The organism is Nocardioides sp. BE266, assembly GCF_031457855.1.
Taxonomy (GTDB): Bacteria; Actinomycetota; Actinomycetes; order Propionibacteriales; family Nocardioidaceae; genus Nocardioides.
This window is the reverse complement of record NZ_JAURTI010000004.1, coordinates 549,790-570,959: the sequence shown is the minus strand read 5'-3', so window position 1 is coordinate 570,959 and position 21,170 is coordinate 549,790. Positions and strand designations below refer to the sequence as shown.

Sequence of the window (21,170 nt, the reverse complement as noted above, 5' to 3'; positions counted from 1 at the left end):
GGTGACCGGGCACTTCGTCCGCGTCCGGAGCGGTGACCGGGCACTTCGTCCCGCCAGTCACCGCGCCAGGTCGACGTACGTCGTCCGCTTCGAGCCCAACGCTGCCTCCGCGGACAGGAATCCCCGCCGAAGCCGCTCCGCGGCACACAGCTCGCTGCCGTAGACGTGCTCCTTCGTGAAGACCTCGATCTTCCAGTCCCGCTTCTCCAGCCACGAGATCCTGGCGTCGTCGTGCTCCGCGACGTCCTCGTCGTGGAACTCCTCGCCGAAGTACTCGGCGCCGTAACGCACCTCGGGGTCCCCGACGTCGATGCGGTACGTCGGCCGGCCCGAGTCGTCGCACACCCATATCTGCGTATGGGGCGTGCCGATGTCGGCGTCGTACCAGTGCAGACGCAGCGCGCTCTCGGGTGGCGACTCCGCCTTCTTGTCGCCGAGAGGCGCGAGGGTGCGCAGCTGCACGACGCCGCGGAAGCCCTTGAAGCGGTCCATCTCGCTGAGCAGCTCTGCCTGATCGAGTCCAGACCTCAGGAATCCGTCGATGGCGGCCAGCGCGTCGAAGCGCCACAGGAGTCGTCCGAGGTCGCAGGCCGTCCTCAATTTGGTGGTCACCCGCAGCCCGTCGAGCACCATCACGTCAGCTGGCCTGAATTCCCTGATGCCGCTGTCGATACCGGGACGCCGCATCCGGCTCGACTGGCTGCTGACGACGTCGAGCGCAGGCATGCGATGGACGGCCGATCTCGGCAGGGCATCGACCTCGTGCAACCACGCCGCCGTGCGGTCCACCACGATCGAGTGATCGCGCACCACCAGCTTGAGCGCCGCGACACGGAGCCTCAGCGAGTCGTTCACCTGGTCGGCGACGAACACGCCGCGCAGGAGGGGCCGGATGAGGCCGCGCCCGACCAACCTGCCGCGAAGTCCGCGACCCACGCCGAGACCGTCGGCCTCGCCTGCGGTGAAGGGGCGATCGAGGGGCAGGGGCGATTCGGGTCCGAGTACGACGGCGTCCCGTGCCCAGGTCGGCATGACGTGCATGCCATCACCGTGCACCGAACGTCGAGGTGAGCGCTCACGTCATCCACAGGATGCGGACGAAGTGCCCGGTCAGCGCCCCGGACGCGGACGAAGTGCCCGGTCAGCGCCCCGGACGCGGACGAAGTGCCCGGTCAGCGCCCCGGACGCGGACGAGGTGCCCGGTCAGAAGATGATCTCGCCGGCCTTGCGGCGGCTGCGCAGGAGCGCGACGGCCTCGTCGAGAATGTCGGCGGCCTCGGTCTCGCTGCGACGCTCCTTCACGTAGGCGAGGTGCGTCTTGTAGGGCTCGATCTTGGGCGCCGGGGGCGGGTTCTCGCTGTCCAGGCTGGCCGGGAGGCCGCACTTGGGGCAGTCCCACGAGTCGGGCACGGAGGCCTCGATCGCGAACGTGACCACCGAGCGGTGGTCATGACTGCAGAAGTAGGTGACCGTCTGCCGGGGCGCGGCCTCGCCGCGCTCGGCCTCACCCATGGGGCCAGCCCCGACCCGACTACCGCGGATCGCGTTTCCTCCACCAGCCACGACAGCTCCTTCTCAGGGGTTTGGGGGAATCAGTTGCCCTGGTAGGCCATCAGCAGGCCCAGGGCGATGATGCAGGCAAACCAGATGACGCCGACCCCGATCGTGAAACGGTCGAGGTTGCGCTCAGCCACCGACGATCCCCCCAGACTGCTGGTCACGCCGCCACCGAACATGTCGGAGAGGCCTCCGCCACGCCCCTTGTGGAGCAGCACCAGCAGAATCATGATCGCGCTCGCAATGACGAGCAGGATGGTGAAGAGCAGAATCACGAGCGGAAGCCTACGTCACGACCATGACGATGCGGTGAGCGCCCTCACAGCACCGGCATGTCGTAGAACCGGCAGATGCCGCCGAACTCGTCGACCTGCAGGCTCGCGCCACCGACCAGGCACCCGTCGACGTCGGCCTTGTCCATGATGCCGCCGACGTTGGCCGCCTTGACCGAGCCGCCGTAGAGCACCCGGACGCCGTCCGCGGCGCCGTCACCGTGCACCTCGCGGATGCGGTCACGGATCGCCGCGCAGACCTCCTGCGCGTCGTCCGGGGTCGCCACCTCGCCGGTGCCGATGGCCCACACGGGCTCGTAGGCCACGACCAGGCCGGCGACCTGCTCGGCCGTGAAGCCGTCGAGCGAGCCGTCGAGCTGCGTCAGCGTGTAGGGGACGTGCTCGCCCGCCTGGCGTACGTCGAGGCCCTCGCCCACGCACACGATCGGCGTGATGCCGGCCGCCAGCGCCTTGTGGGCCTTGGCGTTGACCAGCTCGTCGCTCTCGTTGTGGAGCATCCGGCGCTCGGAGTGGCCGACGACGGCGTAGGAGCAGCCGAGCTTCGACAGCATCGCAGCGGAGATCTCTCCGGTGTAGGCGCCGTTGTCGTGCACGGACACGTCCTGGGCGCCGTAGCGGATCGACAGCCGGTCGCCGTCGACGAGCGTCTGCACCGAGCGGATGTCGGTGAAGGGCGGCACCACGACCACCTCGACCTTGCCGTAGTCGTGGCGCTTGTCGGACAGCGTCCACGCGAGCTTCTGGACGAGCACCACCGCTTCCTGGTGGTTGAGGTTCATCTTCCAGTTGCCCGCCATCAGCGGGGTGCGGTCGTTCTTGGCCACGTCAGTCCCTCTCGAGTACGGCGATGCCCGGGAGCTCCTTGCCCTCCAGGAACTCCAGCGACGCGCCACCGCCGGTGGAGATGTGGCCGAACGCGGCCTCGTCGAAGCCGAGCTTGCGCACGGCCGCGGCGGAGTCGCCACCACCGACGACGGACAGCCCGTCGACCTCGGTCAGCGCCTGCGCCACCGCACGGGTGCCCTCGGCGAAGGCGTCGACCTCGAACACGCCCATCGGGCCGTTCCAGAAGACGGTCTTCGCGTCGCGCAGGGCGTCCGCGAAGGCCGCAGCCGACTCCGGCCCGATGTCGAGCCCGAGGGCGTCGGCCGGGATCCCCGAAGCAGGTACGACGACAGGCTCGGGCTCCCGGTCGCCCGAGGGGAACGCCGTGTCGACCACGACGTCGGTCGGGAGCAGGATCTCGACCCCGCGGTCCGCAGCCTCCGTGAGGTAGCGGGTGCAGGTCTCGAGCTGGTCGGCCTCGAGCAGGCTCTTGCCGACCTCGTGGCCCTGGGCCTTGAGGAAGGTGAAGACCATGCCGCCGCCGATCAGCAGCTTGTCGGCCTTGTCGATCAGGTTGTCGATGACGCCGAGCTTGTCGGAGACCTTCGAGCCGCCGAGGACGACGACGTAGGGCCGCTCGGGGTGCTCGGTCAGCCGGCGGAGCACGTCGACCTCGGCGGCCACCAGGCCACCCATCGCCGACGGCAGCCGCAGCGCGACGTCGTACACGCTGGCCTGCTTGCGGTGGACCACGCCGAAGCCGTCGGAGACGAAGGCGTCGGCGAGCTGCGCGAGCTGGTCGGCGAACGAGCCACGCACGGCGTCGTCCTTGCTGGTCTCGCCGTCGTTGAACCGGACGTTCTCGAGCACGGCGATGCCGCCGTCCTCGAGGCCCGCGACGGTCTCCGTGGCGCTGGCCCCGACCGTGTCGGTCGCGAAGGCGACCGGGCGGCCGAGCAGTTCGGAGAGCCGCGCGGCGACCGGCTCGAGCGAGTACTTCGGGTCGGGCGAGCCGTCCGGGCGGCCCAGGTGGGCGGTGACGACCACCCGGGCCCCTGCGTCGGACAGCTGCTGGATGGTCGGCACGCTCGCGCGGATCCGGCCGTCGTCGGTGATGGTGGTGCCGTCGAGGGGCACGTTCAGGTCCGAGCGGACCAGGACGCGCTTGCCCTTCAGGTCACCCAGCGAGGTGATGTCGGACATCGATCAGAGCGACGAGCCGACGTGCGTGATCAGGTCGGCGAGGCGGTTGGAGTAGCCCCACTCGTTGTCGTACCAGCCGAGGACCTTGACCTGGTTGCCGATGACCTTGGTCAGCGGCGCGTCGAAGATGCACGACGCCGGGTCGGTGACGATGTCGGTCGAGACCAGCGGGTCGGTGGAGTACTTCAGGTAGCGACCGTCGGCGGCCGCCTTGACGATCTCGTTGACCTCGTCGACGGACGTCTCGCGCGCGGCCTCGAAGGTGAGGTCAGTGGCCGAGCCGGTCGGCACCGGGACGCGCATGGCGTAGCCGTCGAGCTTGCCCTTGAGCTCGGGCAGCACGAGGCCGATGGCCTTGGCGGCACCGGTCGACGTCGGGACCATGTTGAGCGCGGCGGCACGGGCGCGGCGCGGGTCCTTGTGGATGTTGTCCTGGAGGTTCTGGTCGGCCGTGTAGGCGTGGATCGTGGTCATCAGGCCCTTGGTGATGCCGAGGCCGTCGTTGAGGGCCTTCGCCATCGGCGCGAGGCAGTTGGTCGTGCACGAGGCGTTGGAGATGACCGTGTGGGCGGCCGGGTCGTAGAGCTCGTGGTTGACGCCCATCACGATGGTGATGTCCTCGTTGGAGGCGGGCGCGGAGATGATGACCTTCTTGGCACCGGCGTCGACGTGGGCCTTGGCCTTGGTCGCGTCGGTGAAGAAGCCGGTCGACTCGACGACGATGTCGACACCGAGGTCGCCCCACTTGAGGGCGGACGGGTCGCGCTCGGCGAACGCGGCGATGCTCTGGTCGCCGACCTTGATCGAGGTGTCGTCGCTCGACACGTCGGCGTCGAGGCGGCCCAGGATCGAGTCGAACTTGAGCAGGTTGGCGAGGGAGGCGTTGTCGGTCAGGTCGTTGACGCCGACGATCTCGATGTCGGCGCCCGACGCACGGACGGCGCGGAAGAAGTTGCGGCCGATGCGGCCGAATCCGTTGATACCTACGCGGACGGTCATGGGTGCATGTCTCCTTGAGGTGTGGGGCCTTTGGTGACCCCGTGGACAACTGTGGCCTTTGGTGACCGAGACCGACACTAGCGGGTCGCGAACACCGGCTGAACCGCAGTCTCCCGCGGTACGGACAGGTAACTTTGGATCGTTCCAAAGGTCGGGACGAGCGTCACAGAGTCGTACGCCGGGCGCAAGGGCCCGCGCCCGAGGAGATGGTCCCGAGGTCAGCCCTCGTCGGCGAGCATCTCCGGGGTCAGCGAGGCCTCCGTGTCGGGGATGCCGAGCTCCTCGGCGCGCTTGTCGGCCATCGCGAGCAGGCGACGGATGCGGCCGGCGATCGCGTCCTTGGTCAGGACCGGGTCGTGCAGCTGGCCGAGCTCCTCGAGCGAGGCCTGCTTGTGCTCGAGCCGGAGGTGGCCGGCCTGGCGGAGGTGGTCGGGGATCTCCTCGCCGAGGATCTCCAGCGCACGGTCGACGCGGGCTCCGGCGGCCACGGCCGCGCGGGCGGACCGGCGCAGGTTGGCGTCGTCGAAGTTGGCGAGCCGGTTGGCGGTGGCGCGGACCTCGCGGCGCATCCGCCGCTCCTCCCAGGCCATCAGCGACTCGTGGGCGCCGAGGCGGGTGAGCAGGGCACCGATCGCGTCGCCGTCGCGGATCACGACCCGGTCGACGCCGCGCACCTCGCGGGCCTTGGCGGAGATCCCGAGTCGCCGCGCGACGCCGACGATCGCGAGGGCGGCCTCGGGGCCCGGGCAGGTGATCTCGAGCGAGGACGACCGGCCGGGCTCCGTCAGCGAGCCGTGGGCGAGGAACGCGCCGCGCCAGGCGGCGACGGCGTCGCAGCCGCCACCGCTGACGACAGCGGGCGGCAGGCCGCGCACGGGGCGGCCGCGCTGGTCGAGGAGCCCGGTCTGGCGGGCCAGGGCCTCGCCGTCCTTGGTCACGCGCACGATGTAGCGGCTGCCCTTGCGGATGCCGTTGCCCTGGACCATCACCACGTCGGAGGGGTGGCCGTAGACCTCGGAGATGTCCTTGCGCAGCCGACGGGCGGCGGCGCCGGTGTCGAGCTCGGCCTCGACGACGATGCGGCCGCTCACGATGTGGAGGCCGCCCGCGAAGCGGAGCATGGAGGCAACCTCGGCCTTCCGGCAGCAGGTCTTGGTGATCTGGGTGGAGGCGAGCTCTGCCTTCACCTGTGCCGTCATTGCCATGGTCGGAATCCTGCCATGCGGGTCAACGACCCTCAGCCGGTTCCCTCGACGATCTTGCGGAAGGCGGCGGCGAGCCGGTCGGGATCGTGACGCGGCTCACCCGGGACCGCGATGTCGTCGACGACGAGCCGGGCACCGCGGTCCGCCACCGCCTTGGCCAGCTGCTCGCGGTCGTCGCCCACCGAGGCCGCGTCGACGATGACCGCGTGCACGGTGAGGTCGGGCGCGTGCTCGTAGAGGGCGGCCAGGTGGTCCTCGGGCCCGAACCCGGTGGTCTCCCCCGCCTGCGCCTCCAGGTTGAGCACGACGACGAGCTTGCCCTCGGTCTCGGCGAGGGCGCGGCGCAGGCCGGGCACCATCAGGTGCGGGATCACGGAGGTGAACCACGACCCCGGCCCGAGCACGACCCACTCGGCCGAGCGGATGGCGTCGACCGCCTCCGCGCACGGCTCCGGGTCCTCCGGCACGAGGGCGACGGACTCGATCTGCCCGGCGCTCGTGGCGACCTCCACCTGACCTCGTACGACGGCGACGCCGGCGGGGTCGGCCGGGTCGGCGCCGCGGATCCGGGCGGTGATGTCCATCGGGGTGGTCGCCATCGGCAGCACCCGGCCGTGGGCGCCGAGGAGGCGGCCCACCCAGTCGAGCGCGCGCACGTGGTCGCCCATCTGCTCCCACAGGGACACGATCAGCAGGTTGCCGACGACGTGGCCGTTCATCTCGCCGTCGCCGGCGAAGCGGTGCTGGACGACCTCCGCCCAGGTGCGGCCCCACTCGTCGTCGCCGCACAGCGCGGCCAGCGCCATCCGGAGGTCGCCGGGCGGCAGCACGCCGAACTCGCCGCGCAGCCGGCCGGACGACCCGCCGTTGTCGGCGACGGTCACGACGGCGGTCAGGTCGTCGATGGTGAGGTCGTCGTGGAGGCGTCGCAGCGCCGACAGGGTGGCCGCGAGGCCGTGCCCGCCTCCGAGGGCGACCGCGGCCTGCGCGGTGTGGCGCGCCACGTCACTCCCTGCCGAGGTCGCGGTGCGCGGTGCTGACGTCGTAGCCGGCCTCGCGCATCAGCCCGGCGATCGCCTCGGTCATCGCCACGCTGCGGTGCTTGCCGCCGGTGCAGCCGACAGCGACCTGCATGAACCGCTTGCCCTCGGTGAGGTAGCCGTCGGCGACCGTGCGCAGGACCGGGAGGTACTGCTCGAGGAACTTCCCGGCCCCGGGCTGGGACAGGACGTAGGCCGAGACATCAGGGTCGCGGCCGTTCTGCGGGCGCAGCTCGGGGATCCAGTGCGGGTTGGGCAGGAACCGCATGTCGGCGACCCAGTCGGCGTCGACCGGGATGCCGTACTTGAAGCCGAAGCTGATCACCGTCACCTTGAGCCGGGTCGAGGCCTCGGTGCCGAAGAGCGCGCTGATCCGGTCCTGGAGCTGGTGCACGTTGAAGTTGGAGGTGTCGAGGAGCACGTCGGCGTCGCCGCGGATCGCGCCCATCGCCTCCCGCTCACGCTGGAGGCCGTGGAGCAGACGCCCGCCCGCCTGGAGCGGGTGCGGGCGCCGGGCGGCCTCCTGGCGGCGCACGAGGACGTCGTCGGTGGCCTCGAGGAAGAGCAACGTGGTCGGCCTGCCGGTCACCTGCTGGTGGCGGTTGGCGTGGAGGGAGTCGAAGAAGGAGCCGGAGCGCACGTCGACCACGACCGCGATGGGCTGGTGGATCCCCCGGCTGTCGTCGACGAGCCGGACCACGTCGCGCACGAGGGTGGGCGGGAGGTTGTCGACCACGAAGTAGCCGAGGTCCTCGAGCTCCTTGGCGGCGGTGCTGCGACCGGCGCCGGTCATGCCCGTGACGATGACCAGCTCGCCGGGAGCCTGCTCGTTGGCAGCCATGCCCTAGTCCTCCATGATCTCGCCGGTGGCGGTGTTGATCGTCGGTGCCTTGGCTGAAGTCTTGCGGGTCGCGTCGGCCTTCGCGACCGCGTGCTTGATGGCGGTCGCGGTGCGGGGGCCGATGCCGGGCACCAGCGCGATCGCCTCGACCTCCGCCTCGCGCAGCTTCTTCAGCGACCCGAAGTGCTTGAGCAGCGTCTTGCGGCGCACCTCGCCGAGCCCCGGCACGTCGTCGAGCATGCTCTCGACCATCGACTTGGAGCGGCGGTTGCGGTGGTGGGTGATCGCGAAGCGGTGGGCCTCGTCGCGGATCCGCTGGAGGAGGTAGAGCCCCTCGCTGGTGCGGGCCATGATCACCGGGTCCTCCTCGCCCGGCAGCCACACCTCCTCGAGCCGCTTCGCGAGCCCGCACACGGGTACGTCGTTGATGCCGAGCTCGGCGAGCGCCTGCTGGGCGGCCGCGACCTGGGGCGGACCACCGTCGACCACGACGAGGGACGGCGCGTAGGCGAACTTCCGCGGCCTTCCTGTCTCCGGATCGACGAGCATCGGACCGGAGTCGGTCGTCACGGTCTCGCTCCGCGCCTGCTCGTCGAGGAGCCGCTTGAAGCGACGGGTGATCACCTCGTGCATCGAGGCGACGTCGTTCTGCCCGTCGACACCGCGGATCACGAAGCGCCGGTATTCGGACTTGCGGGAGAGGCCGTCCTCGAAGACGACCATCGAGGCGACGACCTCGGTGCCCTGGAGGTTGGAGACGTCGTAGCACTCGATGCGCAGCGGCACCTCGTCGAGGCCGAGCGACTGCTGGATCTCCTCCAGCGCCCGGTTGCGGGTGGTGAGGTCGCTGGCGCGCTTGGTCTTGTGGAGCGCGAGCGCCTGCGCGGCGTTGGTCGCCACGGTCTCCTGGAGGTCGCGCTTGTCGCCGCGCTGCGGCACCCGGATCGCGACCTTGCTCCCCCGCCGCTCGCCGAGCAGCTCCTCGAGCACGCCGGAGTCGGGCGGGAGCGCCGGAACCAGCACCTCGCGCGGGATCGACTCCGTCTCTCCGCCGTAGAGCTGGAGCAGGAAGTCCTGGACGAGCTCGGGGGTGCCGCCGTCGTCGGAGCGGTCGGCGACCCAGCCCCGCTGGCCGCGGATGCGGCCGCCTCGGACGTAGAAGATCTGCACTGCGACCTCGAGCGGGTCCTCGGCGAGCGCGATCACGTCGGCGTCGGTGCCGTCACCGAGCACCACCGCCTGCTTCTCGAGCGCCTTGGTCAGCGCACCGAGGTCGTCACGCAGCCGGGCGGCCTTCTCGAAGTCGAGCGCCTCCGAGGCGGCGTACATCTCCTTCTCGATGCGTCGGGTGAAGGCCGTGGTGTTGCCGGCCATGAAGTCGCAGAAGTCGTCGACGATCTCGCGGTGCTGCTCGGGGGTGACGCTGCCGACGCACGGCGCCGAGCACTTGTCGATGTAGCCGAGCAGGCACGGACGCCCGATCTGCGCCGACCGCTTGAAGACGCCGTTGCTGCACGAGCGCATCGGGAAGACGCGCAGCAGCAGGTCGACGGTCTCGCGGATCGCCCAGGCGTGGCTGTAGGGGCCGAAGTAGCGGGTGCCCTTGCGCTTGGCGCCGCGCCCGACCATCACCCGCGGGAACTCGTCGCCGACCGTGACCGCGAGCCACGGGTAGGACTTGTCGTCGCGGTACTTCACGTTGAAGCGCGGGTCGAACTCCTTGATCCAGCTGTACTCCAGCTGGAGGGCCTCGACCTCGGTGTCGACGACGGTCCACTCGACGCTCGCGCCGGTGGTGACCATGGTGGCCGTGCGCGGGTGGAGGTTGCCGATGTCCTGGAAGTACGACGACAGGCGGGGGCGCAGGCTCTTGGCCTTGCCGACGTAGATCACGCGGCCCTTGGCGTCGCGGAAGCGGTAGACGCCGGGCTTGGTCGGGATCGACCCGGGAGCGGGTCGATAGGAGCTCGGCGTGGCCACCCGCCAACCCTACGGGCGACCCCCGACACCGCTCATCTGGTGGGGGCCGCCCGGTCGGGGCTCAGGTCACTTCACCTTCTTCGGCTTCGACTTCGAGCTCGCCTTCTTGTACCCGTTCTTCTTGCCCGTCACCTTCACGACCAGCTTCTTGCCCCGCATCGAGCGGGTGACCTTGAGCTTCTTCGTGGTCGCACCACGGATCGCCAACTTGCCGGCGAACCACTGGTAGGTGAACTTCGTGCCGTTGGTCCAGCCCTTCGCCTTCGCCACGACGCGCTTGCCGACCTTGGCCTTGCCGCCGATGAGTGGCCGCTTCGTGACGAGCTTGCCGATGCGGATCCTGCCCGTGGAGTCCGAGCGGGCGTACGTCGACGTGGCATAGCCGCCGGCGCGCGGGTACTCGCTGACCTGGATCGTCTTGCCCTTGTCCTTCGACGTCAGGCGGTAGGTGCTGGCCGAGGCGCCCTTGATGACGCTGCCGTTGCGGGTCCACTGGTAGACCGGCGCGTAGTCGGCGGGCTTCTGGCCGTAGTAGTTCACCCAGTCCAGGCCCACCGCGGTCAGCGTGCCGCCGACCCGGGTGCTGCCGGTGATCTCGGGGTAGCGACGCGTGCCGTTGGCGTACCAGCCGGCGGGCGCGACGGTCTGCGGCGCCGAGGTGCGCGAGACCGGGTCGTAGCTCGGTGCGTAGGCCGTGACGGTCACGCTGAGCGCCCCGCCGGTCATCGCGGCGGTGGGCCGGAAGGTCGCGTCCTCCGCGCCCGGGATCGGCTGTCCGTTGAACAGCCACTGGTAGCGGTAGCCGCCAGGTGCGGGGACGAAGCCGGCGCCCGTGGCCGTCACGTCGCGCAGCGCCGTCGGCGCGGTCATGCCGGCGGTGCCGCCGGAGACCGTGCCGGCCGCGGGGCCACGGGTGATGGTCACGGTGCTGCCGTTGCCGGCGACCTTGAGCCGGGTGCTGGCGCTCTGCCACTGCTGGCCGCCGGTCAGCACGCCGTCGTTGCCCGGGTCGGGCATCAGGAAGGCGCCGCTGGACTCGTTCTCCCGCGTGACTGTGAGGCCGGCGAGGTAGTTCTGGCCGTAGGAGCCGCTCGTGTAGTTGCAGGCCCCGGAGATGTAGCAGGTGCCGGCGTCGTTGCCCGTGCCGGTGCGGTAGTCGACGAACATCCGGCGGCCGTTGTCGGGGTCGATGAAGACGACGCCGCGCAGGCCGCTCCCGGCGGCACGGGGGTTGAGCGCCCACGAACCGCCGGCGCTGCCGTCGACGGTCTCGCCGGGCGCGATGATGCCCTGCTCCCAGCGGTAGACCGTGCCGAGCACGGGGCTGCGGTACTGGTCGGGTCCGGCGCCCATCACCTCGTAGACGTCGCCGTACTCCGCTGCGGAGTTGTTGGCGTGCTGGAGGCCGAGGTTGTGGCCGAACTCGTGGTCGAGCGTCGGCTGGGGCTGCGGCCGCGCGTCGATGATGACCGGGCCGCCGTTGGCGAACGACGTACCGATCCGGCCGCGGCCGCTGGTGGTGCCGCCGCACCCGTTGGGCACGACCACGACGAGGTGGTTGGTCGAGGCACCGGAGAAGTCGACGCCCGGGAAGGCGGCGCTGCCGACGGCCTGGCTGATCGAGGCGAAGCTGGCTCCTCCGTTGCCCAGCCCGCAGTCACTGGTGGATCCGACGCTCGAGGCGACCGGCACGACGCCCGTGGCCCGCCTCCACGCCGGGATCTGGCCGCTGGACTCACGGACCCAGTAGGCCTGCGAGGCGTCGACGGTCGCCAGGATCTGCGCGTCGGTCAGGGCGATCGGCCCGAAGTTCGTCACCCGGGCGACGTACGTCGTGTGGTTGGCCGGGCCGGGCGAGGGCGCCGGCGCGGACGTGCGGGAGGTGACGACCTTCAGCGGCGCGCCCGAGGCGGCGGCCCGGCGCAGCGCGCTGCCGCGCAGCGAGCCGGTCAGACGCGCGCCGGTGCCGGAGCCCGGCACCGCGACGGTGCCGACGAACGACGAGAGCGGCTCGGCCTCGAAGCCGTCGGCGAGCTCGACCGTGCTGCCGGACGGCAGCAGGAGGGAGTAGCGGTCGTCGTCGCCCTCCCCGGCGGTCACCAGGACCGTGCCCGAGACCTCCACGGTGTCGCGCGACGCGTCTGGCGGGGCGGCTGCACCACCTGGAGTGGGTGTCAGCAACGCGGCCATGACGGCTGCGGCCGTCGCGACCGTGACCCGTGCCCGAACAGCCGTCAACGACATGTGGTGCTCCCCCTGCGCCGTGCCCCCGTCCGGGGCGTCCGGGAGCATTCTGTCTCACGCAGGGCGGTCTCAAACCCGCACGCGCGAAGTCAGGCGCGGGTGATCGAGTCCCCGTCCACGGTGATGTCGACGGCGGCGAGGGCAGCCGACGCCGGGCCGGAGATCGGCGAGCCGTCGTCGAGGGAGAACTTGCTGTTGTGGCACGGGCACGGGATGTCGCCCTCCGTGCTCGTCTCGACCAGGCAGCCCTGGTGGGTGCACACCGCGGTGAAGGCCTTGAAGTCGCCCTCGGTCGGCTGGGTCACGACCACCTTGGCGCCGGAGACCACGAAGCAACCCCCGACAGGTACGTCGGCAGCAGAGGCCAGCACCTCCCCGCTGGTCCCGCCGCCGTCGCTCGACCCCGAGTCGCCTGAGCCCGAGTCGCCGGAGCCCGTGGAGTCCTCGGCGTTCGAGCTGTCCGACCCGCAGGCAGCGAGGACGGGCACGCCCACCGCGATCGCTGCGGAACCGGTGAGGGCACGACGTCTGTTGATCGTTGTCATGGCCCGGACAGTAGCCAGCGGTCCTGAGAAGAGCCTGTGACTACGACGTGGCCTTGCGGGCCGTCGCCTTCTTGGCGGGCGCCTTCTTCGCCGCGGCCTTCTTCGCTGCTGCCTTCTTGGCGGGGGCCTTCTTGGTGGCGCTCGTGCGGGCCGGCGCGGACGTCGCCGCCGCGGCCCGGCGCGGCTTCCCCGGCTGCTTGGCCGCCCGGCCCTCGAGGATCGGCGCGAGGAAGGTGCCGGTGTGGCTCTCCGGGACCGCAGCGACGTCCTCGGGGGTGCCCTCGGCGACGACGGTGCCACCGCGCGAGCCACCCTCCGGGCCCATGTCGATCAGCCAGTCGGCGGTCTTGATGACGTCGAGGTTGTGCTCGATCACCAGGACGGTGTTGCCCTTGTCGACGAGGCCGGACAGCACGTGGAGGAGCTTGCGGATGTCCTCGAAGTGCAGACCGGTCGTGGGCTCGTCGAGGACGTAGACGGTGCGTCCCGTCGACCGCTTCTGCAGCTCGCTGGCGAGCTTGACGCGCTGCGCCTCACCACCGGACAGGGTGGTCGCGGGCTGGCCGAGCCGGACATAGCCGAGGCCGACCTCCTTGAGGGTGTTCATGTGGCGCGCGATCGCGGGCACCGCGGCGAAGAAGTCGGCGGCCTCCTCGATCGGCATGTCGAGGACCTCGGCGATCGTCTTGCCCTTGTAGTGGACCTCGAGCGTCTCGCGGTTGTAGCGCGCGCCGTGGCACACCTCGCACGGGACGTAGACGTCCGGGAGGAAGTTCATCTCGATCTTGATCGTGCCGTCGCCGGAGCACGCCTCGCAGCGGCCGCCCTTGACGTTGAACGAGAACCGGCCCTGGAGGTAGCCGCGCATCTTGGCCTCCGGGGTGGAGGCGAAGAGCCGGCGGACGTGGTCGAAGACGCCGGTGTAGGTCGCCGGGTTGGACCGCGGGGTGCGGCCGATCGGCGACTGGTCGACGTGAATCACCTTGTCGACGTGCTCGAGGCCGGTGATCTTCGTGTGCCGCCCGGGGACCGCGCGGGCGTTGTAGATCTGCTTGGCCAGCGAGGTGTAGAGGATGTCGTTGACCAGGGTGGACTTGCCGGAGCCCGAGACGCCCGTGACGGCGGTGAAGACGCCGAGCGGGAAGCTGACGTCGACGTTGTGCAGGTTGTGCTCACGGGCGCCGTGGACGGTCAGCTCGCGGCCCACCGTGCGCGGACGGCGTACGGCCGGGATCGGGATCTCGCGGCGACCGCTCAGGTATTGGCCGGTCATCGAGTCGGGGTGCGTCAGCAGGTCCTCGACCGAGCCCGAGTGGACGACCTGGCCGCCGTGCTCGCCGGCGCCCGGGCCGATGTCGACGACCCAGTCGGCCACCCGGACGGTGTCCTCGTCGTGCTCGACGACGATCAGGGTGTTGCCGAGCTCCTTGAGGCGCACCAGCGTCTCGATGAGGCGGTGGTTGTCGCGCTGGTGGAGGCCGATCGAGGGCTCGTCGAGGACGTAGAGCACGCCCACGAGGCCCGCGCCGATCTGCGTGGCGAGCCGGATCCGCTGCGCCTCGCCGCCGGACAGCGAGCCGCTGGGCCGGTCGAGGGAGAGGTAGTCGAGGCCGACGTCGAGGAGGAACTGGAGCCGCTCCTGGATCTCCTTGAGCACCCGCTCGCCGATCTGGCGCTCGCGGACCGAGAGGTCGAGGTTGCGGAGGTAGTCGGCGGTCTCGTTGATCGGGAGGGCACAGACCTCGGCGATGTTCTTGCCGCCCTGGTCCTTGGCGCCGAGGGTCACCGAGACCGAGACCGGCTTGAGGCGGGTGCCCTTGCAGGACGGGCACGGCACCTCGCGCATGAAGCCCTCGAAGCGTTCGCGGCTGGTGTCGGACTCGGCCTCGCGGTGGCGGCGCTCGACATAGGGGCGCACGCCCTCGAAGGCGGCGTAGTAGGCGCGCTCGCGGCCGTAGCGGTTCTTCGTGACGACGTGGACCTTGGTGCGGTGGCCCTCGAGCAGGGAGCTCTGCGCCTTGGTGGAGAGCTGGTCCCAAGGGGTGTTGAGGTCGAAGCCGAGCTCCTCGCCGAGGGCGTTGACCAGCCGGAGGAAGTAGTCGGCGACGTGGGCGCCGCTCCACGGCGCGATGGCGCCCTCGCCGAGGGTCGCGCCCGGGTCGGGGACGACCAGCTCGGGGTCGACCTCCATCTTCGTGCCGAGGCCGGAGCAGACCGGGCAGGCACCGAACGGCGAGTTGAAGGAGAACGAGCGCGGCTCGAGGTCGTCGGTGTCGATGGGGTGGTCGTTGGGGCACGCCATCTTCTCCGAGAAGCGCATCTCGCGCTGCGGGTCCTTGGCGTCGAGGTCGACGAAGTCGAAGACGACCAGGCCGCCGGCGAGGCCGAGGGCGGTCTCGACGGAGTCGGTGAGGCGGCGCTTCGACGACTCCTTGACCGCGAGGCGGTCGACGACGACCTCGATGGTGTGCTTGAGCTTCTTGTCGAGGGTCGGCGGCTCGTCGAGGCTGTGGGTCTGGCCGTCGACGCGGGCGCGGCTGAAGCCCTGCTGCTGGAGCTGGCGGAAGAGCTCGACGTACTCGCCCTTGCGGCCCCGGATCACCGGCGCCAGCACCTGGAAGCGGCGTCCCTCCTCGAGCGCGAGGACCCGGTCGACGATCTGCTGCGGCGTCTGCCGCTCGATGGGCGCACCACAGGTCGGGCAGTGGGCCCGGCCGGCGCGGGCGTAGAGCAGGCGGAGGTAGTCGTAGACCTCGGTGATGGTGCCGACCGTGGAGCGCGGGTTCTTCGAGGTGGACTTCTGGTCGATGCTGACCGCGGGGCTGAGGCCCTCGATGAAGTCGACGTCGGGCTTGTCCATCTGTCCGAGGAACTGGCGCGCATAGGCCGACAGCGACTCGACGTAGCGGCGCTGGCCCTCGGCGAAGATCGTGTCGAAGGCGAGGCTGGACTTGCCCGACCCGGACAGGCCGGTGAAGACGATGAGGGAGTCGCGAGGCAGGTCGAGCGACACGTCCTTCAGGTTGTGCTCGCGGGCGCCCCGGATGATGAGCTGGTCGGCCACAGTGGTCCTCGATGAGATGGCGTCGGTGGAGTCGAACACATGTTCGTCTCGCAGCGCGTCGCGGTCAAGGCGACGCACCGTTCCACCCTATGACCCCCCACCGACAACGGGGCCATCGATCACCCGGGTGGGTGGGTCAGGACGAGGTGGCACGATGGCCCACGTGACAGACCTCACGGGCCTCTCCCCCGACCTGATCGCGCGCGCCGACCACGAGCTGATCCGCACCGTCGACGGCCTCCCGGACCCGGCGTACGCCGAGCCGTCGCTGCTGCCGGACTGGACCCGGGCCCACGTGATCGCCCACCTGACGCTCAACGCCGAGGCGCTCGCCGGGGTGCTCCACGCCGCACACCTCGGCGAGGAGCAGCCGATGTACGTCTCGCCCGAGGCCCGCGACGACGACATCGCGGAGCTCGCCGGCACCGACCCGGCCGAGCTGCGCGAGCGGTTCCTGGCCGCCACCGGGCGGTTCACCGAGGCACTCGGGGCGATGGCCCCCGGCGACTGGGACGGCCACTTCGACCGCACTCCCGGCGCCCGGAGGATCGCGTTGGTCAACGTGCCGCTGATGCGGCTGCGCGAGGTGGAGATCCACCACGCCGACCTCGACGCGGGCTACGCCCCGGCCGACTGGGGCGAGGAGTTCCAGGAGATCCTGCTGGAGTCGATGACCAAGTTCCCCGCCCCGACGCCGTTCAGCGTGCACCCCACCGATCTCGACCGCACGTGGCACTACGGCGAGGGCGAGGGCGGTCCCGTCGTCACCGGTACGGCGGCCGCGCTGGGCTGGTGGCTCACCGGACGAGGCACTGGAGAAGGACTTACGTCGGACACCGGCGCGCTGCCGGAGATGGAGGCATGGTGAGCGAGACCTACACGGGCAAGGTCACCCCGGGCGGCGAGCCCGACGTCAGGAGCCTCGGCTGCCTGACGCTGACCAAGGTCGCGGTGGACGAGAAGATGTCCAACAACTGCTACCTCCTGCACTGCTCCGAGACCGACGAGGTCGTCCTCGTCGACGCGGCGGCCGAGCCGTCGCGACTGCTCGAGCTGATCGGCGACCGCACGCTCACCTCGATCGTGACGACCCACCAGCACTGGGACCACCACCGCGCGCTCGCAGCGGTCAAGGGTGCCCACCCTGGCGCCACCGTCGTGGCCGGCATCCCCGACGCCGACGCGATCGAGGAGCAGACGGGCGTCACCGTCGACCGCCGCGTCGGCGAGGGCGACAAGGTCGCGGTCGGCACCTGCGACCTCGTCGTCATCCCGATCGCCGGGCACACCCCCGGCTCGATCTGCCTCCTGCTCGACACCGAGGACGTGTCCCCCACGCCGCACCTCTTCACCGGCGACTGCCTCTTCCCCGGCGGCGTGGGCGCGACGTTCGGCGACGCCGACGCCTTCACCCAGCTCTACGGCGACGTGACCTCGCGGATCTTCGACCGGCTCCCGGACGAGACGTGGTTCTACCCCGGCCACGGCGACGACGGCGTCCTCGGCGATCAGCGGCCCCACCTCCAGGAGTGGCGCGAGCGCGGCTGGTGACCAGGACTCCGAATTGGCTTGCGCTCGCACGGCTCAAGCGGCAACTCATCCGAGAGCTCCGGCAGGACGCTGTGGACCATGTCGAGTACGTCGTCGCGTTCAGCGAGCCGTTCGACTTCTGGGTGTGGCTGGGCACCACGACCGACAGCGAGCGTGAGGCACTGGGTGGACAGCCCGACCTCGATGAGCGGATTCGTCGCCTTGCCGAGAAGCGCGGACTCGGCGATCGCTACGAAGGCGTCACCGTCGAATCACAGGAGACCGTGGATCGCGACTACGCGGGTCACTGGTTCTACCGACTTCGCTGACGTGCTGTTGGCCGCAACACGCGACTCGCCCTCCCCCGGCGGCGAGGGCCACTTCCCGAGGCGTGCTCGTGGTGTCGTCGGCGTGTCGGGATCTCATGACCGCGTGTCGCCCTCGATCTGCGTCTGATCGGCCCCCACCGCCGAAGGCGCCCCCGTGCCACCTCCGTGGCAGGCTGGGGGCATGAGCACGCGTGAGCTGACCCTGGCCGACTTCGAGCAGACCGTGAGCGGCGAGGGCATCGTCCTCGTGGACTTCTGGGCTGCGTGGTGTGGTCCGTGCCGCCAGTTCGCGCCGGTCTTCGAGAAGGCGTCGGAGGACAACCCCGACATCGTCTTCGGCAAGGTCGACACCGAGGCCGAGCAGCAGCTGAGCCAGATGGCGGCGATCACCTCGATCCCGACGCTCATGCTGTTCCGCGACGGCGTCCTGCTCTTCAACCAGGCCGGCGCGCTGCCGCCCCAGGCCCTGGGGGACGTGATCGCCCAGGCCCGCGAGCTCGACATGGACGCCGTACGCCAGGAGGTGGCGGCCGCGCAGGAGGCCGCCGCCAACGGCCCGCAGGACGAGATCGGGCTCGACGACTTCGCCGCCGCGCACAGCCAGGGGGCCTACGTCGTCGACGTCCGCGAGGCCGACGAGGTGGCCGGCGGGCGCGTGCCCGGCGCGATCCACATCCCGATGAACGAGGTGCCGGGCCGCATCGCCGAGCTCCCGACCGACCAGCCGGTCTTCGTGATCTGCCAGGTCGGCGGTCGCAGCCGTGCGGTCGTCGACCACCTGCGCGCCCAGGGCGTGCCGGCCGTGAACGTCGCCGGCGGCACCGGCGGCTGGGCCCAGCGCGGCTGGCCCCTCGAGCGCTGAGCCTGCCCTCAGAGCATCCGGCGCAGCACCGCCGGACGCAGGTTGGTGGACAGGTGCGCCGCAAGCGCGACGAAGAAGGCGATGTGCGCCCCGACGTGGAGCGGCAGCCAGTCGTCGTCACCGGTGCCGACCAGCACCAGCCCTGACAGCGGGACGACGACGAGCAGCAGCATCAACGCGCGCTCCGTCCACGTCGCGAGCCGCCGCTGCCCGGTCGAGAGGTGCTCGGACCACGGCGGCAGCCCCGCGACCCGTCGCCACAGAGGTCGTACGACGCCCAGCGCCAGGACGGTGAGCCCCAGCACCAAATGCAGCTCGGCGAGGTCGAAACCGCCGCCGAGCAGGTCGTAGTCGTCGGCGCGCGCCTCGCACTGGTCCTCGAGCCGGTCGAGGCGGTCCTCGAAGGCGTCGCTGGTGTCGCCGCCGCTGAGGTCCTCCCCCGGCGGGTCGCAGTCCTCGTCGTCGAGGTCGAGGTTGTAGCCGACCGTGAACTGGGCGGCGACGGCGAGCACCGTGAACCAGTGCAGCAGCTTCTGGGAGCCGCGGTAGCCGCGAGCGGGGGCGGCAGGTCCGGCAGGGGCGGTGCTGTCGGGCATCCGGCGATGCTAGGGGCTGCCGACGAGGTGCCGAGACCCTCCCCGGGGTGGGATAGCCTCGGCGCGTGCTGATCAGCGACTCCCGGCAGGTGCTCTTCGTCCACGTCCCCAAGACGGGCGGCGTCTCGGTCGAGGAGACGGTCAAGGAGGCCTGCCCCGACGCCCGCAAGGCCCGGGTGCCGATCGGCCGCCACGCCACGCTCGGCAAGATCATCAAGCACGAGCCGCAGGTCGTCGACTACTGGACCTTCGGCTTCGTGCGGAACCCCTGGGCGCGGATGGTGTCGTGGTACTCCATGATCTCCGCCTGGGACCGCCGGCACGGCCCGGCCAGCGGCAAGCCGCAGGACGTGAAGCACGGGTCGATGCGCGACGGCAACGACATGTGGCGCGCGGCCGCCGCGTACTCCGGCTTCGAGGAGTTCGTGATGCGCGGCACCGAGGAGCTGCCCCGCGTCGGCACGCCCCAGATCCGCTACCTCCGGGCCCCGAAGCACGACCGCGAGGTCGACTTCATCGGCCGCACCGAGAACTTCGTGGCGGACCTGCAGAAGGTCCAGATCCACCTCGGGCTCGAGCCCTCCACGCCCGTGCACAAGAACAAGTCCAGGCACGGGACCTACCACGACTACTACACCGACGAGACCCGCCAGCGGATCGCGGAGGTCTACGCCGAGGACATCGACCTCTTCGGCTACACCTACTGACCGCCAGCGAGCCGGGTGCCACGTGCTCCCGACCACTCGCCGGTGTCGGTGAGCCGGCCCCAGACGTCGTACTCCGGCTCGAAGTGGGCGACCAGCGCCTCGCGCGTCGCGTCGCTGACCTCGCCGCGCTCGGCGGTCGAGGCGTTGCGGCGCTCGAACTCCAGCGGCACCCCGAGCCGCTCGGCGAACCACGCCGACCACACGTCGGGGCGCTCGACGCTGAAGACCCGGTCGACGGCGACCGCGCCCTGGGCGTGGATGAACTTGGCCGGCCGCCCCTTGGGAACCGGCGCGTCGTCGTCGCCGGCCAGGTAGAGCCGGGCGAACTCGTCGAAGGTGAGGTCGGCGGTGGACTGCCGGCTGTCCTCGCGGGCGCGGTAGCGCCACCACGACTCCAGCCAGGCGATCGGCTCGCGGAACATCGTGACCAGCTCGTAGGACTCGCGCGGGTGGCCTTGCGCGGCCAGGTCGTGCGCCTTGGTGTGGACGAAGCCCCGGGCCGGCAGGTGCTTCTGGCCGGGCGGTGAGCCCACCACCTCGGTGGCGTACGGCGACAGGGTGCGCTCCAGGGTCGTGCTCGCCGTCTTCGGCAGGGCGAGCAGCACGAAGTCGCGGCCGGGACCGCGCCCGAGGAACGTCATCACGGGCCCGATCATCCCCTATCGGTGGATCCTTCCACCGGTGCGTGGGTTAGCCTCGCGCCCGTGCTGATCTCCGACTCCAAGCGCGCGCTGTTCGTGCACGTGCCCAAGACGGGCGGGGTCTCGGTGGGGGTGGCCTTCGAGCGCTGCTGCCCCGACGCGCGCAGCAAGGCGCCGGGAGTCGTACCGCCGCTGGGCCGGCACGCGCCGTACGCCCGCATCCTGCGCGCGGAGCCGCAGACGGCCGACTACTGGTCCTTCGCGTTCGTGCGCAACCCGTGGGCCCGGATGGTCTCGTGGTGGTCGATGATCCACGACTGGGACGTCGAGCACGGCCCGGCCAGCGGGAAGCCGCAGGGCGCCGAGGCGGAGAAGATGCGCGGCAACGACATGTGGCGCGCGGCGTCGACGTACTCCGGGTTCGAGGAGTTCGTGCTGCGCGGCACCGAGGAGCTGCCACGGGTCGGCCGGCCCCAGGTCGACTACCTGCGCGCCCCCGGTCGCGAGGTCGACTTCGTCGGGCGCACGGAGACCTTCGCGGAGGACCTGCAGCGGGTCGAGGAGCGGCTCGGCGGTGAGCCGACGCGGGTCCCGCACCGCAACAAGTCCCCCCACGGCAGCTATCGCGACTACTACACCGACGCCACGCGTGCGAAGGTCGCCGAGGTCTACGCAGCAGACCTCGACGCCTTCGGCTACACGTTCTGAA

21 protein-coding genes are annotated in these 21,170 nt (G+C 70.8%); 6 read left to right on the top strand and 15 right to left on the bottom strand.

Annotated elements, in window-relative coordinates:
* Nucleotides 1-57 precede the first annotated feature (57 nt).
* From J2X46_RS15070 to uvrA, 13 genes are all read right to left on the bottom strand, one after another.
* On the bottom strand, nucleotides 58-1,041 hold the full coding sequence (locus J2X46_RS15070; protein ID WP_310251899.1) for a hypothetical protein: 984 nt from the start codon (nucleotides 1,039-1,041) through the stop codon (nucleotides 58-60).
* Nucleotides 1,042-1,203: 162 nt separating this feature from the next.
* Nucleotides 1,204-1,563, bottom strand: a complete 360-nt coding sequence (locus J2X46_RS15065; RefSeq protein WP_179620948.1) for an RNA polymerase-binding protein RbpA — start codon at nucleotides 1,561-1,563, stop codon at nucleotides 1,204-1,206.
* 29 nt (nucleotides 1,564-1,592) lie between these two features.
* On the bottom strand, nucleotides 1,593-1,832 hold the full coding sequence (gene secG, locus J2X46_RS15060; protein ID WP_310251897.1) for a preprotein translocase subunit SecG: 240 nt from the start codon (nucleotides 1,830-1,832) through the stop codon (nucleotides 1,593-1,595).
* A gap of 44 nt (nucleotides 1,833-1,876) precedes the next feature.
* Nucleotides 1,877-2,647, bottom strand: coding sequence for a triose-phosphate isomerase (tpiA, locus tag J2X46_RS15055; protein WP_310252087.1), 771 nt, complete (start codon nucleotides 2,645-2,647; stop codon nucleotides 1,877-1,879).
* A 28-nt stretch (nucleotides 2,648-2,675) separates the two neighbouring features.
* Entirely contained in the window at nucleotides 2,676-3,878 is a 1,203-nt protein-coding gene (locus J2X46_RS15050; protein ID WP_310251895.1) for a phosphoglycerate kinase, read from the bottom strand.
* 3 nt (nucleotides 3,879-3,881) lie between these two features.
* Nucleotides 3,882-4,877: a type I glyceraldehyde-3-phosphate dehydrogenase gene (gap, locus tag J2X46_RS15045; RefSeq protein WP_310251893.1), complete on the bottom strand. Its 996-nt coding sequence runs from the start codon at nucleotides 4,875-4,877 to the stop codon at nucleotides 3,882-3,884.
* Nucleotides 4,878-5,095: 218 nt separating this feature from the next.
* Nucleotides 5,096-6,082 (bottom strand): DNA-binding protein WhiA, encoded by a 987-nt coding sequence (whiA, locus tag J2X46_RS15040; protein WP_310251891.1) that lies wholly within the window; start codon nucleotides 6,080-6,082, stop codon nucleotides 5,096-5,098.
* A 32-nt stretch (nucleotides 6,083-6,114) separates the two neighbouring features.
* On the bottom strand, nucleotides 6,115-7,086 hold the full coding sequence (gene yvcK, locus J2X46_RS15035) for a uridine diphosphate-N-acetylglucosamine-binding protein YvcK (RefSeq protein WP_310251889.1): 972 nt from the start codon (nucleotides 7,084-7,086) through the stop codon (nucleotides 6,115-6,117).
* A 1-nt stretch (nucleotide 7,087) separates the two neighbouring features.
* Complete coding sequence (rapZ, locus tag J2X46_RS15030; protein ID WP_310251888.1) at nucleotides 7,088-7,963, bottom strand: RNase adapter RapZ; 876 nt, start codon at nucleotides 7,961-7,963, stop codon at nucleotides 7,088-7,090.
* 3 nt (nucleotides 7,964-7,966) lie between these two features.
* Entirely contained in the window at nucleotides 7,967-9,943 is a 1,977-nt protein-coding gene (gene uvrC / locus J2X46_RS15025; protein ID WP_310251886.1) for an excinuclease ABC subunit UvrC, read from the bottom strand.
* Between the two features lie 66 nt (nucleotides 9,944-10,009).
* On the bottom strand, nucleotides 10,010-12,187 hold the full coding sequence (locus J2X46_RS15020; RefSeq protein WP_310251884.1) for a hypothetical protein: 2,178 nt from the start codon (nucleotides 12,185-12,187) through the stop codon (nucleotides 10,010-10,012).
* Between the two features lie 89 nt (nucleotides 12,188-12,276).
* Nucleotides 12,277-12,732: a Rieske (2Fe-2S) protein gene (locus tag J2X46_RS15015; protein ID WP_310251882.1), complete on the bottom strand. Its 456-nt coding sequence runs from the start codon at nucleotides 12,730-12,732 to the stop codon at nucleotides 12,277-12,279.
* A 40-nt stretch (nucleotides 12,733-12,772) separates the two neighbouring features.
* Nucleotides 12,773-15,796 carry an excinuclease ABC subunit UvrA gene (uvrA, locus tag J2X46_RS15010; RefSeq protein WP_310252086.1) on the bottom strand — a complete coding sequence of 1,008 codons (3,024 nt, stop codon included), beginning with the start codon at nucleotides 15,794-15,796 and terminating at the stop codon, nucleotides 12,773-12,775.
* A gap of 163 nt (nucleotides 15,797-15,959) precedes the next feature.
* Here uvrA and J2X46_RS15005 point away from each other — a divergent pair, with 163 nt between their 5' ends.
* From J2X46_RS15005 to trxA, 4 genes are all read left to right on the top strand, one after another.
* Nucleotides 15,960-16,664 (top strand): maleylpyruvate isomerase family mycothiol-dependent enzyme, encoded by a 705-nt coding sequence (locus J2X46_RS15005; RefSeq protein WP_310251880.1) that lies wholly within the window; start codon nucleotides 15,960-15,962, stop codon nucleotides 16,662-16,664.
* The gene (locus J2X46_RS15000; protein ID WP_397214569.1) at nucleotides 16,661-17,347 is read left to right on the top strand and encodes an MBL fold metallo-hydrolase; all 687 of its coding nucleotides are present in this window, start codon (nucleotides 16,661-16,663) and stop codon (nucleotides 17,345-17,347) included. The genes J2X46_RS15005 and J2X46_RS15000 overlap by 4 nt, the downstream gene beginning before the upstream one ends.
* A gap of 71 nt (nucleotides 17,348-17,418) precedes the next feature.
* Nucleotides 17,419-17,655: a hypothetical protein gene (locus tag J2X46_RS14995; protein ID WP_310251877.1), complete on the top strand. Its 237-nt coding sequence runs from the start codon at nucleotides 17,419-17,421 to the stop codon at nucleotides 17,653-17,655.
* Nucleotides 17,656-17,836: 181 nt separating this feature from the next.
* Entirely contained in the window at nucleotides 17,837-18,517 is a 681-nt protein-coding gene (trxA, locus tag J2X46_RS14990) for a thioredoxin (protein WP_310251876.1), read from the top strand.
* 8 nt (nucleotides 18,518-18,525) lie between these two features.
* Here the strand turns inward: trxA and J2X46_RS14985 are convergent, their stop codons facing one another.
* Complete coding sequence (locus J2X46_RS14985; protein ID WP_310251875.1) at nucleotides 18,526-19,113, bottom strand: cytochrome b/b6 domain-containing protein; 588 nt, start codon at nucleotides 19,111-19,113, stop codon at nucleotides 18,526-18,528.
* Between the two features lie 65 nt (nucleotides 19,114-19,178).
* On the opposite strand from J2X46_RS14985, the gene J2X46_RS14980 reads away from it, so the two are divergent.
* Nucleotides 19,179-19,820: a sulfotransferase family 2 domain-containing protein gene (locus J2X46_RS14980; RefSeq protein WP_310251873.1), complete on the top strand. Its 642-nt coding sequence runs from the start codon at nucleotides 19,179-19,181 to the stop codon at nucleotides 19,818-19,820.
* Here J2X46_RS14980 and J2X46_RS14975 read toward each other — a convergent pair.
* Nucleotides 19,814-20,476, bottom strand: coding sequence for a hypothetical protein (locus tag J2X46_RS14975; protein ID WP_310251871.1), 663 nt, complete (start codon nucleotides 20,474-20,476; stop codon nucleotides 19,814-19,816). The genes J2X46_RS14980 and J2X46_RS14975 overlap by 7 nt on opposite strands.
* A 48-nt stretch (nucleotides 20,477-20,524) precedes the next feature.
* On the opposite strand from J2X46_RS14975, the gene J2X46_RS14970 reads away from it, so the two are divergent.
* Nucleotides 20,525-21,169: a sulfotransferase family 2 domain-containing protein gene (locus tag J2X46_RS14970; RefSeq protein WP_310251869.1), complete on the top strand. Its 645-nt coding sequence runs from the start codon at nucleotides 20,525-20,527 to the stop codon at nucleotides 21,167-21,169.
* Nucleotide 21,170: the final 1 nt, after the last annotated feature.

Bases quoted from the DNA above. Each gene is read 5' to 3' on its own strand.
- J2X46_RS15070 (WP_310251899.1), bottom strand. From the start codon at position 1,041: ATGCACGTCATGCCGACCTGGGCACGGGACGCCGTCGTACTCGGACCC.
- tpiA (WP_310252087.1), bottom strand. From the start codon at position 2,647: ATGGCGGGCAACTGGAAGATGAACCTCAACCACCAGGAAGCGGTGGTG.
- J2X46_RS15050 (WP_310251895.1), bottom strand. From the start codon at position 3,878: ATGTCCGACATCACCTCGCTGGGTGACCTGAAGGGCAAGCGCGTCCTG.
- gap (WP_310251893.1), bottom strand. From the start codon at position 4,877: ATGACCGTCCGCGTAGGTATCAACGGATTCGGCCGCATCGGCCGCAAC.
- whiA (WP_310251891.1), bottom strand. From the start codon at position 6,082: ATGGCAATGACGGCACAGGTGAAGGCAGAGCTCGCCTCCACCCAGATC.
- rapZ (WP_310251888.1), bottom strand. From the start codon at position 7,963: ATGGCTGCCAACGAGCAGGCTCCCGGCGAGCTGGTCATCGTCACGGGC.
- J2X46_RS15020 (WP_310251884.1), bottom strand. From the start codon at position 12,187: ATGTCGTTGACGGCTGTTCGGGCACGGGTCACGGTCGCGACGGCCGCA.
- J2X46_RS15015 (WP_310251882.1), bottom strand. From the start codon at position 12,732: ATGACAACGATCAACAGACGTCGTGCCCTCACCGGTTCCGCAGCGATC.
- trxA (WP_310251876.1), top strand. From the start codon at position 17,837: ATGAGCACGCGTGAGCTGACCCTGGCCGACTTCGAGCAGACCGTGAGC.
- J2X46_RS14985 (WP_310251875.1), bottom strand. From the start codon at position 19,113: ATGCCCGACAGCACCGCCCCTGCCGGACCTGCCGCCCCCGCTCGCGGC.
- J2X46_RS14975 (WP_310251871.1), bottom strand. From the start codon at position 20,476: ATGATCGGGCCCGTGATGACGTTCCTCGGGCGCGGTCCCGGCCGCGAC.